This is a genomic window from Streptomyces sp. NPDC001507 (assembly GCF_042894765.1).
Lineage (GTDB): Bacteria > Actinomycetota > Actinomycetes > Streptomycetales > Streptomycetaceae > Streptomyces.
In genome coordinates, this window is the sequence record NZ_JBIAVV010000001.1 from 685,785 (window position 1) to 698,750 (window position 12,966).

Here is a 12,966-nt window from a genome sequence, read left to right on the forward strand (position 1 = left end):
GGATCACGGCAGCGGCTGCTCCGCCCAGATGACCTTTCCGGCGGGCGTGTAGCGGGTGCCCCAGCGCTCGGCCATCTGCGCGACCAGGAACAGACCCCGGCCCCCCTCGTCGGTGCTCGCCGCGTACCGCAGGTGCGGGGAGGTGGTGCTGCCGTCGGAGACCTCGCAGATCAGCGTCCGGTCGCGCAGCAGCCGTACCCCGATGGGCGCCCGGCCGTGCCGGATGGCGTTGGTGACCAGCTCGCTGAGGATCAGCTCCGTCGTGAAGGACAGCTCGTCCAGGTTCCAGTCCGCCAGCTGACGGGTCACCCTGGACCGCACCTCCGAGACGGCCGCCGGATCCGCCGGCACCTGCCACTCGGCGATCCGGTCCGCGCCGAGCGCCCGGGTCCTGGCGACGATCAGCGCGACGTCGTCGCTGGGGCGGGCAGGCAGCCGCTCCAGGACGGCCGCACAGGTCTCGTCCGGGGTGTCGCCGGCCGCCGACTCCAGCGCGCCGGCCAGCAGTTCCAGCCCCTCGTCGATGTCCCGCTGCCGGTCCTCCACCAGCCCGTCGGTGTACAGGACCAGGCTGCTGCCCGGCGCCAGGTCCAGCTCGGCCGTCTCGAAGGGCAGCCCGCCCAGGCCCAGCGGAGGGCCGGCCGGCACGTCCGCGAACTCCACTCCGCCGTCCGGCCTGACCAGCGCCGGCGGCGGATGACCGGCACGGGCCACCGTGCAGCGCCGCGACACCGGGTCGTAGATCGCGTACAGACAGGTCGCGCCGCTGATCGCGGCCGTGGTGTCCGCGTCGTCCTCGGAGGTCTCGTCCTGATCGATGCGGCTCACCAACTCGTCCAGCAGGCCCAGCAGCTCGTCCGGCTGCAGGTCCAGTGCCGTGAAGTTGTGCACGGCGGTGCGCAGCCGCCCCATGGTCGCCGCCGCGTGCAGCCCGTGCCCCACCACGTCGCCGACCACCAGCGCCACCCGGGCCCCGGACAGCGGGAGCACGTCGAACCAGTCGCCGCCCACGCCCGACTGGGCCGGCAGGTACCGGTAGGCGATGTCCAGGGCGCTCTGCGCGGGCAGGCTGCGTGGCAGCAGACTGCGCTGCAGGGTGACCGCCATGCTGTGCTCGCGCGTGTAGCGGCGGGCGTTGTCGATGGAGACCGCGGCGCGGGCCACCAGTTCCTCCGCGAGGGCCAGCTCCTCCGTGTCGAACGGGGTGGGCTTCTCCGAGCGGCAGAAGTTGGCCACGCCCAGCACCATGTTCCCGGCCCGCAGCGGAACCGTGATCAGCGAGTGGATGCCGAACTCCAGGATCTGGCCGGTCAGCTCCACGTCCTGGGCCCGCCAGCCGGGCGCCTCCCGCAGCCGCGGCTCGACGACCGACTCGCCGCTCAGCAGGCTCCGGCCCTGCGGCGAGGACGGCACGAACTGGAACCTCTCGCCGACCGGGTACAACGGGGCGTCCTTGCGGACGCCGGTGCACGCCACCCGGCGCAGTGCGTCCCCGGGCTTGGGCTCCTCGCCCTTGAGGACGGCCTCGTACAGGTCGATGGCGGCGTAGTCCGCGAACCGCGGCACGGCCAGCTCCGCGAGTGCCTCAGCGGTACGGGTGACGTCCAGGCTGGTGCCGATGTCCACCCCGGCCTCGTACAGCATGTTCAGGCGCTCGCGGGCCACCTCGGCGCGGCCGGAGAGAGCCCGCAGCTCGGTGGAGTCGCGCAGCGTGATGACGCTGCCGGGCGGGCCGCCGCGCACCTCGATGGGGCGCTGGTTGACGGCCAGCAGCCGGTCCTTGACCAGATGCACCTCGTCGGTGGCGACCCGCCCGGAGGCGATCAGCGTCGCCGTCTCCGGGTCCAGGCCGAGGTCCAGGACCCGGCGGCGCTCGGCGTCCGCCGGCAGGTCCAGCAGGCGCTGCGCCTCGTCGTTGGCGAGCATCAGCCGGCCGTCGCCCCCGACGATCAGCACACCCTCGCGCACGGAGTGCAGCACCGCGTCGTGGTGCTCGTACATCCGGGTCATCTCGTCCGGGCCCAGACCGTGCGTCTGGCGCAGCAGCCGCCGGCTGACCAGCGCGGTGCCCGCCGTCGCCAGGGTCAGCGCCGCGGCGGCCGCGGTGAGCAGCAGCGGGAGCTGCTGGTCGGCGGTGCCGCCCACGTGCGCGGTGGTGATACCGGCCGACACCAGGCCCACCACCTTGCCGTTCGCGTCCCGGACCGGGACCACGGCCTGCACCAGCTCCCCGATGGTGCCGTGCACCTCCTCGGTGACGGTCCCGCCGGCCAGCGCGGGCCCGATGGTCCCGACGAACTTCTTGCCGATGCGGTCCGGCTTGGGGTGCGTGTACCGGATCCCGTCGGTGTTCATGACGACGATGAAGTCCACGCCCGTCGCCTTGCGGGCCGCCTCCGCCCGCGGCTGGAGCACCGTCGTCGGGTGGGGCAGCCGCAGCGCCGCGGCCGTGCCGGGGGCGTCGGCGAAGGTCTGGGCGACGGCAAGGGACCGGTTGCGGGCCTCCATACTGCTGTCGCGCCGTACCTGGAGCACCAGCGCCAGCACCGCCGCCACGATCAGCAGCAGCACGATCGCGACCTGCAGCACGAACACCTGCCCGGCCACGCTGCGGCCGCTCAGCGTCGACCACAGCCGTCCGGACCGGATATGCCCCGGCCCGCTGGGCTTCCGCTGGGCGAGCGGCGCGCGCGGAGTCCCGGATCGGGACGGCCGAGTGTCGGACCGGCCGGGCTGACGGACCATGAGCCCATGTCTACACTGCCGCGCCGCCCGAGGCGAGAGCGTCCCCAGAGGTAACCAGGACGATACCCCGTTGTGCCCCGGTCACCCCCGGTCCGCGGCGCCCGGCCGCCGGGTGGCGAGCAGCAGCGCCACGTCGTCGGGGCGGTCGGTGGCGTGCCGGGCCATGGCGGTGAGCCGGTCGGCCACCCCGGTGAGGGTACGGGCGCCGCGCCGCCCCGGCGCCGCCCCGGCCTCGGCCAGGGCCGCACCCAGCGCCGCGATGCCGTCGTCGATGTCGGCGCCCGGCCGCTCCACGAGACCGTCCGTGTACAGGGCGAGGATCGCGTCCGGCGCCAGCTCAAGACCGGTCACCGGATACCGGGCCCGCGGGTCGACGCCCAGCACGACGCCGCCGGGGACCTCCAGGACCCGGGTACGGCCGTCCGGGGCCCGCAGCAGGGGCGGCGGATGACCGGCCCGGGCGATCCGGGCGCGCCCGGTGGCGGGGTCGAGGCGCAGGTAGCAGCAGCTCGCGAACTGGCCCGGGTCGAGGTCGATGAGCAGCCGGTTGGTGCCGCTCAGCACCTCGTCGGGCGGCCGGTCGCTGAGCGCGAACGCCCGGACCGCGCTGCGCAGTTGTCCCATGGTGGCGGCCGCCTGCACGCCGTGCCCCTGGACGTCGCCGATGACCAGCGCGAGGCCGTCGCCCGCACCGACCACGTCGTACCAGTCGCCGCCCACGTCCATGCCCTGGGTACCCGGCAGGTACCGGCCCGCGGTCTCCACCTGGGGGTGCGCCGACAGGCGGCGGGGCAGCAGCGCCTGCTGGAGACCGCGGGCCAGGGCGGCCTCGCTGTCGTAGCGGCGGGCCTTCTCCATGGCGTGCGCGATCAGGCCCGCCAGTGCCATGAGGACGGTCCGCTCCTCGGTGCTGAAGCTCCGCTCGGACTCGAAACCGAGGATGCAGGTGCCGACCGGGCGCCCCGAGGCGATCAGCGGCAGGAAGGCGCGGGAGCCCACGTCGGCGTCCAGGGCGAGACCCGGGTAGGTGTCCGCCAGCCGTCGCATCGACTCGAAGAACAGCGGCCGGCCGGTGGTGAGGGCCTCCACGCCGGGGATGTGGGCGTCCAGACCCACACCGTCGAACGGGGCGAGGAAGCCCGGCGGGAAGCCCGTCTCCCAGGCCAGGTAGAAGTGCCGGTCCTGGAGCAGGTAGATGGCCAGCCGGCGGCCGCCGAACGCGGGAAGCAGCTCCTGCATCACCACCGCGGACACCTGCCGGGCGGTCACCGCGTCGGTCAGCGCGATCGCCAGGGCGATCGGCCGGTACAGCGGGGCCATCGAGGAGCCGCCGGACCGCCCGAGCGTGCCCGGCCCGGCCGCGGGGGACAGGTGCACGGGTGGGTCGATCCGGCTGGCCGGGACGACCGTGCAGGTGACCAGGTCGGAGCCCGGATGCACCGACAGGGCGAGGAAGTCGCCCTCCGCGGCGCCGCGCCTGACCTGGAAGTGCACCGGGCCGCGGGCGAGCAGCGCCCCGCGCCAGTGGTCGTCGTACGACGGCCCGCTCAGCCACGGCATCGCCTCCCACAGGGGCCGGCCGAGCAGCTCGGCGCGGGGCCGGCCGGCCAGTCGGACGGCCGCCGGGTTGGCGTAGCGGACGATGCCGGAGCGGTCCAGGCAGAAGACGCCCTCGGGGAGCAGGTCGGCCGCTCCGTCGGCGGCGGCGGACGGGCCCGGGTCGACGACGATCCCGGCGACCAGCGGGGGGTCGGCGGCGCCGGGCGGCCACAGCTCCAGCAGGAGCGGGGCGCCGTCCGCGGCCCGCACCCGCAGCGGGGCGGGCGGCGGCTTGCCGGCCGCGGTCTCGTGCAGAGCGGTCAGCACGTCGTCCGCGTCGGCGGGCGTCACGGCCACGGCCAGCTCGGCGCCGGTACCGGGGAACTCCGCCGGCGCCGTGCCGAGCAGCGCGTGCAGCCGGTCGTCGGCGTGCACCGCGGAGGTCACCGGGTCCCAGGTGAAACGGCCCACCCGGGCCGGCCCCGGCCGGGGCGCGGGCGGCCGGACGCACACCGGCTCGCCCTCCCAGGCGACCGCCGCGTCCCCCTCCTCGGCCACCAGCTCGCGCAGCCCGGCCCCCAGCCGGTCGGCCGCCCGGCACAGCCGGTCCAGGTCCGGCAGCTCGTCCACGGTGTCCGCGGTACCGGGAAGCAGCACGGTCAGCACCCCGAAGGACGGCTCGGCCCCGGGCACGGGCGTGTACACCGAACCGAACTGGAACGGCAGGCCCGCCGCGAACTGCGGGTACCGGCGCACCGTCTCGGTCGCGTTGGGCAGGACCACCCGCGTACCGAGCCGGTAGGCGTCCGCGACCGGGAACGGCCGGTCCATGTGCAGCCGCCACCAGGGTCTGAAGAGCTGACCGGGCAGCCCCACCAGCGTGGCCAGCCGGAGCAGCCCGGGCGTGCCGGAGCGCAGGTACACCCCGGCGACGTGGGCACCCGCCGCGCCGAGGGCGCCGGTCGAGGCCTCGACCAGCAGCGCGGTCAGCCGCTCACGCGCCCGGCCCACGTGCTCGTCGCTCCCAGTCATCGGGTCCTGCCTCGTCCGCGCACCGGCGGGTGGGTGACACAGCAAGAATGCGTCACGACGGCGCGAACCCGCACCCCAGGGACACGGACCGGTGCGGTCCCGGCGGGCTCAGCCCCCGCCCACCGGCCGCAGCACCAGGTGACCGTCCTCCCGGGCGGCCGCCATGGCGAACGGGAAGGCGTCCGTCTCCAGGCACATCGGTACGTCCTCGGGGTGCACGCCCTCCCGGCCGAGCCGCAGGCCCTCGGCGAGCCGCGCCGCCCCGCCGGAGTTCCGGGCCCGCTCCACGAACGGGCCCGGGGCGACGGAGCCGTCGCTCACCAGCCCGGCGATGTACTCGGCGCAGGCCAGGTCCTCCGCGGCCCGCCCGCCGTCCCCGGTGACCACGAAGGTGACCGCCGCGGGCCCCTCGCGCCGCAGCACGGCCGCGGTGGCCCCGGCGACCACGAAACTCGCGCACAGCAGCAGCCGGGCGCCGGCGACGGCGAGCGCGCCGGTCGTCCCGGCGGTGGTCTTCTGCACGACCGTACGGCCCGCGACGTCCAGCGAGCGCAGCTGGGCCGGAGAGTTGGCCAGGTCGAAGCCCGGCACCACCGGGCCGTCCTGGAAGGCCAGCCAGCCGGGGTGAAGGGCCTTCAACTCCAGCGCCTCGTCGAGGGTTTCGGCGAACACGATTCGCTCGGCGCCCCGGTGGAACGCCCAGGCCGCCACGGTGAACGCGCGCATCACGTCGACGACCACGGCGACTTCGGGCTTCGAGGACAGACCGGGGACACCGGTGAAGGTGGCTCGCATCACCTCATCATGCCCGGCCGGTCACAGCTCCGGCTCCTCCGCGGCCGGCAGGGCCGCGCGCATCGAGCGCAGGGCCAGCAGCAGGACGCCGATGTCGTCCAGGTAGATCGGGTCGGGCAGCAGGTCGGTGGGGAGCACCAGATACAGGACGGCGCCCCAGAACACCCAGCGCGAGCCGGTCGGCAGCCCGGCCCGGCGCAGGGTGCGCCGGGTGCGGACCAGCCGCACGAGTACGGCGACGGCGCCGGCCAGCAGGGCCGCGGCGACGATCGAGCAGATCACGAGCACGGTCGTGGTGGTGTCCATGGCTGTCCTGTCGTCCGGCCCCGATCCGGCCCGGGGTCTCTCACTGGTCCGTCTTCCCGGTTTCGTCCTCGGGCATGGCCGCCGGCCCGGCACCGTCCTTCGGGGCCCGCAGTCCCTTGAAGGCGCGGGTCAACTGCTGGAAGGGCGAGGCGGGCAGGGGTGCCGGTGCGGCCGGGGCGGGGGTGTCGCGGAGGGCGGCGAGCGCCTCGCCGGCCCGCTCGGCGGCCTCCCGGTACAGGTCCCGCGACCTGGTCATGGCCTCCAGCGCCTCGGCGTACTGCGCGACGCGCTTGCGCTCGCGCGCCAGTTCCTCCTCCAGCGTCATCAGGGTCCAGTTGTCCCGCAGATCGGCCAGCGCCTCCTCGGCGCCCAGCGGCGAGGGCTTCGGCAGCGTGGCGAACCGGCGCACGGCGGCGATCAGTTCGGTGGGCTCCGAGCCGTCGAGGAAGACGCTGCGCACCGCGTACTCCTGCGCGTCGTAGCCCGACGGCGCCGGGTCCGGGGGCAGCAGTACGGCGCCCCCGCGCGGGACCTCGACCCCGAGGTCGCGCAGCGCCCAGTTGACGGCACGGAACTGCTGGGGGGCGGCCCGGTGTTCCACGACGCGGTGCGCCAGGCCGGGCGGCAGCTGCCGGACCAGCGGCAGCCGGCCGAGCGCGTCGGGGGTCATCGCCTCGTGCACGACGAGGTTGACGCACCAGGCGTCCTTCGCCGCGTCCCGCAGCACGCGGCGCATGTCCTTGTCGTCGGCGGGCAGCGGGTTGACCGTGCGGAGCCTGACGCCCGCCACCGCCGGGTGGTAGTCCCAGGCGGCCTCGCCGCCGTCACCGGCCTCCTCGCCGTCGGGCCAGAACATCACCGCAGGGGAGGGCCAGGCCTCGTCGCAGGGCCGGTCGGCCTCGGCGACGAGCTGCCACTCCCGCCCCGCCTGCCGGCCCTGCAGGTCGACGGCGAGGACCAGCCGGGCGCGCACCGTCACGGTGCCGTCGCCGACGCGCCAGCGGGCCTCGAAGACGCGCCGGGCGGAGTCCTCGGGCACGGGGGGTTCCGCGAAGTCGTCGAGGACGCCGGTCTCCTTGCGGCTGCGCAGGATCCTGCGGATCACCTCCTCGGAGTCCGGACCCGTGTGACGGCCGCGGGCGGCCCAGACGGTCGGCGGAAGGGCGGCACGGTCGGCGGCGGAGTTCGACATGGGCCAATCTGCTGGTGGGAGGGGAGTGCGTCCTCCAGTATCGCCGCCCGGGAGCGCGTCTCATAGGGCGGGGGTCGCCCGCGCACGGCGAGTGCGCCCCGCACCCGGGGTGCGAACCGAGTGCGTCGTACGACGCCGGTTCACCCGTGCCCCTGATCCGGCCGGCCTCGCAGAATGGTGCCGGGCACGGGGCCCGCCCGACCATCCGCAAGGGGCGGGCCCCGTGCCCGCCGCCGGGAGGCATGAGCAAGAAGCACGAGAAGGACGCACGAGAGGGGGCCGACGGCAGTGCGCCGGCCCCCTCCCACAGGTCACGTCCGAGCGCCTCAGGCGCCACTCTCGCGGAGCATGTCCTCGCGCTCGACCAGCTTGACGCGTTCGCGGCCCTGCGGCTCGCCCAGCGCCTTCTCGGCGGCGTCCAGCCGGTACCAGCCCTCCCAGGTGGTGAAGCGGACGCCGCGCTCGGCGAGGAAGGCCTCCACGGCCTCCGGCGCGGGCGCCTCGGGGGTGTGCAGGCGGCCGTTCGCGTAGTCGTCCAGCAGGTTGGACACCGTCTCGTTGGCGTCGCCCTTGGTGTGGCCGATGAGGCCGACCGGGCCGCGCCGGATCCAGCCGGTGACGTACGTCGACTGCAGGTGGCCGCCGCTCTCCTCGATGACCCGGCCGCCCTCGTCCGGGACGGTGCCCGACTCGATGTCCCAGGGCAGCTTGGGCAGCCTGTCGGAGAGGTAGCCGACGGCGCGGTAGACCGCGGTGACGTCCCAGTCCTTGAACTCGCCGGTGCCCTTGACGTTGCCGGTGCCGTCGAGGGCGGTGCGCTCGGTGCGCAGTCCGGTGACCCTGCCGTCCTCGCCGAGGATCTCGGCCGGCGACTCGAAGAAGTGCAGGAAGAGCTTGTGCGGGCGGTCGCCGACGTCGCGGATCGCCCAGTTCTCCAGGGTCTTGGCGACCATGTCGGCCTGCTTGTTGCCACGCCGGGTCTCGATCGAGCCCGCGTCGTAGTCGATGTCCTCGGGATCGACGATGACCTCGATGTTGGGGGAGTGGTCCAGCTCCCGCAGCTCCATCGGGGAGAACTTCGCCTGCGCCGGGCCGCGGCGGCCGAAGACGTGGACCTCGAGGGCCTTGTTGGTCTTCAGGCCGTCGTAGACGTTCGGCGGGATCTCCGTCGGCAGCAGCTCGTCGGCGGTCTTGGCGAGGATGCGGGCCACGTCCAGGGCCACGTTGCCGACGCCGAGGACCGCGACCTTCTCCGCCTCCAGCGGCCAGGTGCGCGGCACGTCCGGGTGGCCGTCGTACCAGGAGACGAAGTCGGCGGCGCCGTAGGAGCCGTCCAGCTCGATGCCGGGTATGCGCAGCTCGCGGTCGGCGGTGGCGCCGGTCGAGAAGACCACGGCGTCGTAGAACGTGCGCAGGTCGTCGAGGCTGATGTCGGCCGGGTAGTCCACGTTGCCGAAGAGCCGGATCTGCGGCTTGTCGAGCACCTGGTGCAGGGCCGTGATGATGCCCTTGATGCGCGGGTGGTCGGGGGCGACGCCGTAGCGGATCAGGCCGAACGGGGCGGGCATCCGCTCGAAGAGGTCGATGGACACGCCGGGCTCGGCGGCCACCGCGGACTTGAGCAGGGCGTCGGCGGCGTAGATCCCGGCGGGGCCGGCTCCGACGATGGCTACCCGCAGGGGGCGCGGCATGATCAGGTTCCCTTCGAGTGAGGACAAGCGATCTCGAACGGGAAGCCTAAACTAAGGCAGTCCTAAGTTAGTACGCGGGTCCGCCCTATGACCTCATAAGCCGATCTTATGACGTGTATCGGGTCCGGCTTATGGCCTCGGGGGCGGCCCGGTGGCTTCCGGGTGCTTGGCGGGCACACGTCACATGCACCACCCTGTCCTCTGCGGCGCACCGAGGCGCGGTGGCCGGAGGGCGAGGGGTGAGAGCGTGGCAGCACGCGGGGAGACGGCCGTCGTGGTGACCGGCGGCAGCGGATTCGTCGGGAGCCACCTGGTACGGCGGCTGCTGGAGCGCGGGTACCGGGTCCGGGCGACCGTCCGCCGCGCCTCCGACACGGCGAAGGTACGGCCCCTGTGGGAGCTCCAGGAGGCCTTCCCCGGCCGGCTCACCCTGTTCGAGGCGGACCTTCTGAAGGACGGCTCCTTCGACGAGGCGTTCCGCGGCTGCGTGACCGTCTTCCACGTGGCCTCGCCGTTCCTGATGCCGGAACGGATCGAGGACGGTCAGCGGGACGTGGTGGACCCGGCGCTGCTCGGCACCCGCAACGTGCTCGGCGGCGTCGAGCGCACGCCGGAGGTGGAGACCCTGGTCCTCACCTCCACCGTGGGCGCGATCTTCGGCGACTACGCCGACGTCCGCGAGATGGCCGGCGGGGTGCTGACCGAGGAGTACTTCAACACCACCAGCACCGTGGCGAACAACCCCTACCACTACGCCAAGACGGTCGCCGAGCGCGCCGCCCGCGAGGCCGAGGCCGCCCAGGACCGCTGGCGCCTGGTCTCCGTCAACCCCGGCCTGGTCCTCGGCCCCTCCCTCACGCCCGCCTCCGAGTCCGGCAGCCTCTTCCTGCTCGACGAGCTGTTCAAGGGCTGCTTCTGCTACGGCGCCCCGGACTTCAGCTTCACCACCGCGGACGTCCGTGACGTGGCCGACGCGCACATCGCGGCCGCGGAGAACCCGGCGGCCAGGGGCCGCTACATCGTGGCCAACGAGACGATGACGTCCTTCCACGAGATGTCCCGGATCATCCGCACCCGCCACCCCTGGGACCCGCGCCTGCCGCGCACCGCGCTCCCGCACGGCCCGGTACGCGTCCTGGGCCCGCTCTTCGGCCTCACCCAGGACTACATACGCAAGCACCTCGGCATCCGCTTCCGCGTCGACAACGGCCGCAGCGTCCGCGAACTCGGCCTCGCCTACCGGCCCGTCGAGCAGACCCTCCTGGACCACCACGAGAGCTGGCGCACCCGGCGGCGGAGGGTGTGAGCCCGACGGCCACGGGGTCAGGCCGGGCGGATCACCCGGTGGATCGCCGACTCCCCGGCGTTGTAGATCGACTCCTCGCGGATGAGCGCCCCGGGGCTCGGCGCGTGCACCATCGTGCCGCCGCCCGCGTAGATCCCCACGTGGCTGTCGTCGTCGAAGAAGAAGACCAGGTCACCCGGCTCGACGGCGGCCAGCGTGATCGGGGTGCCGGCCAGCGTCTGCTCCGCCGCGGTACGCGGCAGCGTGACGCCGGCGGCGCGCCAGGCGGCCTGGGTCAGGCTGGAGGCGTCGTACGCCCCCGGCCCGGTCGCGCCCCAGACACACGGCCGGCCGATCTGCTCCCGCGCGAACGCGAGCGCCTTCATCGCCTTGCCCGCCTCGGCCGCGACGCCCGGCAGGAGGAAGGCACCGGCGTCGGCGTAGCCGCCGGGCACCGGCGCGGCTGCGGCGGGCACCGGGGCCGGGACCTGCGGGGGCGCGGTCGGCAGGGGCGTGGTGGGGAGCGGAGCGGTGACGACCGGGGCGGGGGCGGCCATGGGCATCGCCATCGCGGGCGCGGCAGCCGTCATCGCCTCGGGCGGCGCGGTCATGGCCGGCGGCATCGCGGCGGTCGGCGGTGCGGGGGGTGCCGCCATGGGGGCTGCCATCGGCGCCATCATGGGGGCTGCCGCGGGTGCCGCTATCGGCATGGCCATGGGCGCGGGCATCGCCGCGGCGGGCGCGGCCATCGCGGTGGGCATGGCCATGCTGGCGGCGTAGGCGTACGCGCCGTCGGCGGACTGCATGCCTTCCGGATAAGCGCCGGCCTGCATGCCCGCCGGATAGGCGCCGGCCATGTCGGCGGCGGGTGCGGCGGCGAAGGGAGCGGCCATCGGCATGGCGGCCATCGGCATGGCGGCCGTGGGCGGGGCGGGGACGGCGGGGGCCGTCACGGGGTACCCGCCGGTGCCGTAGGCCGTGTCGGCGGCGACCGGCGGAACGTCCGTGTACGAGGCGGCCGCGTTCGGCGACATGATCCGGAAACCGCCGGCGTCCATCGGGCTGGGGGCCGGGGCGGGAGCGGCGGGCGCCGCGGTCGGGAATGCGCCGCTGTTCGTGGGAGCCGCGGTCGGGAAGGCGCTGCTGCCCGTCATCGGGTCGGCGGTCGGGAAGGCGCTGGTGCCCGTCATGGGGTCCGCCGTCGGGAAGACGCTGGTGCCCGTCATTGGGTCGGCGGTCGGAAAGGCGCTGCTGCCCGTCATGGGGTCCGCCGTCGGGAAGACGCTGGTGCTCGCCATGGGATCAGCCGTCGGGAAGCCGCCCGCGTCGGCCGGCGTCGGCATCGGGAACGAGCCCGTGGCACCCGGCGTCATGATGCGGAAGGAGCCGGTGTCCACCGGCGCCGGAGCCTGGGCGGCGCCCGTGTCCATGGCGGGCGCGCTCTGGTAGGTCCCGCCGCCCGAGCCGCCCGGGGTCATGAGGCGGAAACCGCCCATGTCGGCCGCGGCCCGGGTCGGGGCACGGTCGGCACCCCCCGGGGTCATGATGCGGAAGGTACCGGTGTCCGAAGGGGACACGATCGGGATGCCGCCCGTCTCGGTCACCGCCGGGAGCGCGCGGGTGGCGGCAGGGGAGTCGGACCGGGCGGAGCCGCTGCCGGTGCGCTGGTTCGGTATGCCGGCGGCGGGAGCCTGCCACTGCTGCGGCGGGGCCTGGGCCTCGGGCGCCGGCCAGGGGCTGGGCGACTGCGGAACACCCTGGGTGACAGGGGCCGGGGCCGCGTCGAGGGCGGCGATCGCGCGCTGACCGGTGCGCTGGGACAGCACCTCGCGCGCCTTGGCGAGCTTGAGCTGGTTCCTGGTCTTCGAGGCACCCGGCGTGGGCCGCTGCTGCCCGGCGGCGGGCAGCGCCCTGGGCGCACCCGGGGTCCCCGCGGGCAGCGCTGCGGCGGACCCGGCCGTCAACTCCAGCTTCGGGCGCGCCGGCAGCTCGCGGACGACCTCGATCTCGCTCTGTGCGGACGGTCCCGCGGTCAGCTCCAGCCGGGCCGGGCCGGAGTCCTCCAGCTGGCCGAGGAGGTCGGCGGCCATGGCGCTGACGGGCCGCCGCGGGCCGGACCGGGCGGGCTGCCGGTCGGAGGGCAGCGCGGCCGGAACGCTCGGCCCGAGCTTCGAGCGCGCCCCCTCGAACCACTCCCGGGCGATGTTGTCGAGGCCCGGGTCGTCACGACGGGGCCGTTTGAACAGCGGGACGCCGCGTGAGCGCGAGCCCCCGCTCATCGCACGGGTGGCGTTGTAGTTCCCGGTGGCGTTCTCGGCCTGGTCGTAGAGGCTGTCGATCCGCTGTCGAACCTCGTCACGGCTCTCGGGCGCCATTGAGGG

At 74.7% G+C, this 12,966-nt stretch carries 8 protein-coding genes; 1 reads left to right on the forward strand and 7 read right to left on the reverse strand.

Translation table 11 applies throughout. The features are described from left to right. Positions 1-3 precede the first annotated feature (3 nt). The 6 genes from ACFY0K_RS03190 to ACFY0K_RS03215 form a co-directional block, all read right to left on the reverse strand. A complete protein-coding gene (locus ACFY0K_RS03190) occupies positions 4-2,745 on the reverse strand; it encodes a SpoIIE family protein phosphatase (RefSeq protein WP_390638328.1) in 2,742 nt (913 codons plus the stop codon). An 81-nt stretch (positions 2,746-2,826) separates the two neighbouring features. Further along, on the reverse strand, positions 2,827-5,316 hold the full coding sequence (locus ACFY0K_RS03195) for a SpoIIE family protein phosphatase (RefSeq protein ID WP_390638329.1): 2,490 nt from the start codon (positions 5,314-5,316) through the stop codon (positions 2,827-2,829). Positions 5,317-5,424: 108 nt separating this feature from the next. Then, a complete protein-coding gene (locus ACFY0K_RS03200) occupies positions 5,425-6,111 on the reverse strand; it encodes a 2-phosphosulfolactate phosphatase (RefSeq protein WP_390638330.1) in 687 nt (228 codons plus the stop codon). A gap of 21 nt (positions 6,112-6,132) precedes the next feature. Next, positions 6,133-6,417, reverse strand: a complete 285-nt coding sequence (locus ACFY0K_RS03205) for a YkvA family protein (protein ID WP_390638331.1) — start codon at positions 6,415-6,417, stop codon at positions 6,133-6,135. Positions 6,418-6,457: 40 nt separating this feature from the next. Continuing rightward, complete coding sequence (locus ACFY0K_RS03210; protein WP_390638332.1) at positions 6,458-7,609, reverse strand: hypothetical protein; 1,152 nt, start codon at positions 7,607-7,609, stop codon at positions 6,458-6,460. Between the two features lie 326 nt (positions 7,610-7,935). Further along, positions 7,936-9,300 (reverse strand): FAD-dependent oxidoreductase, encoded by a 1,365-nt coding sequence (locus ACFY0K_RS03215; RefSeq protein WP_390638333.1) that lies wholly within the window; start codon positions 9,298-9,300, stop codon positions 7,936-7,938. Between the two features lie 247 nt (positions 9,301-9,547). Between ACFY0K_RS03215 and ACFY0K_RS03220 the strand changes: the two genes are divergently transcribed. Further along, entirely contained in the window at positions 9,548-10,606 is a 1,059-nt protein-coding gene (locus tag ACFY0K_RS03220; RefSeq protein WP_390638334.1) for an NAD-dependent epimerase/dehydratase family protein, read from the forward strand. 17 nt (positions 10,607-10,623) lie between these two features. Here the strand turns inward: ACFY0K_RS03220 and ACFY0K_RS03225 are convergent, their stop codons facing one another. After that, entirely contained in the window at positions 10,624-12,960 is a 2,337-nt protein-coding gene (locus ACFY0K_RS03225; RefSeq protein WP_390638335.1) for an NlpC/P60 family protein, read from the reverse strand. Positions 12,961-12,966 lie beyond the last annotated feature (6 nt).

Coding starts and splice junctions, on each gene's coding strand:
- ACFY0K_RS03225 (WP_390638335.1), bottom strand. CDS start 12,960: ATGGCGCCCGAGAGCCGTGACGAGGTTCGACAGCGGATCGACAGCCTC.
- ACFY0K_RS03200 (WP_390638330.1), bottom strand. CDS start 6,111: ATGCGAGCCACCTTCACCGGTGTCCCCGGTCTGTCCTCGAAGCCCGAA.
- ACFY0K_RS03205 (WP_390638331.1), bottom strand. CDS start 6,417: ATGGACACCACCACGACCGTGCTCGTGATCTGCTCGATCGTCGCCGCG.
- ACFY0K_RS03190 (WP_390638328.1), bottom strand. CDS start 2,745: ATGGTCCGTCAGCCCGGCCGGTCCGACACTCGGCCGTCCCGATCCGGG.
- ACFY0K_RS03215 (WP_390638333.1), bottom strand. CDS start 9,300: ATGCCGCGCCCCCTGCGGGTAGCCATCGTCGGAGCCGGCCCCGCCGGG.
- ACFY0K_RS03210 (WP_390638332.1), bottom strand. CDS start 7,609: ATGTCGAACTCCGCCGCCGACCGTGCCGCCCTTCCGCCGACCGTCTGG.
- ACFY0K_RS03195 (WP_390638329.1), bottom strand. CDS start 5,316: ATGACTGGGAGCGACGAGCACGTGGGCCGGGCGCGTGAGCGGCTGACC.